Source organism: Lysinibacillus sp. GbtcB16 (genome assembly GCF_019091145.1).
Taxonomy (GTDB): Bacteria; Bacillota; Bacilli; order Bacillales_A; family Planococcaceae; genus Lysinibacillus; species Lysinibacillus fusiformis.
Genome location: NZ_JAGXJV010000582.1, coordinates 1 through 258, shown reverse-complemented (window position 1 = coordinate 258; position 258 = coordinate 1). Strand labels below are relative to the sequence as shown.

The 258-nt window shown below is 46.9% G+C and carries 1 protein-coding gene; it reads left to right on the top strand.

Annotated elements, in window-relative coordinates; genetic code table 11:
• Positions 1–39: 39 nt before the first annotated feature.
• On the top strand, positions 40–258 hold a 219-nt coding region (locus tag KVT27_RS25305; RefSeq protein WP_254636289.1), incomplete at its 3' end, for a winged helix-turn-helix domain-containing protein.

Below are 258 nucleotides of genomic sequence, written 5' to 3'. Positions count from 1 at the left end.
AAGACAAGGGAAGTCTGGTTCGAGAATGCTCTGATTTCATTGACGAAAAAAGAATTCGGATTGCTCGAATATCTGATGCTGCATCCCGGCGAGGTCATTTCGTCAGAACGGCTTCTCGAACATGTTTGGGATATCCATGCGGATCCCCTTTCCTCAACGGTCCGGGTTCACATCAATTCTTTGCGCAAAAAGCTCTCGCATCATGAGCCAGAGGCAGGAGAACGTTATATTCAGACCGTTCAAGGCTATGGGTATAAA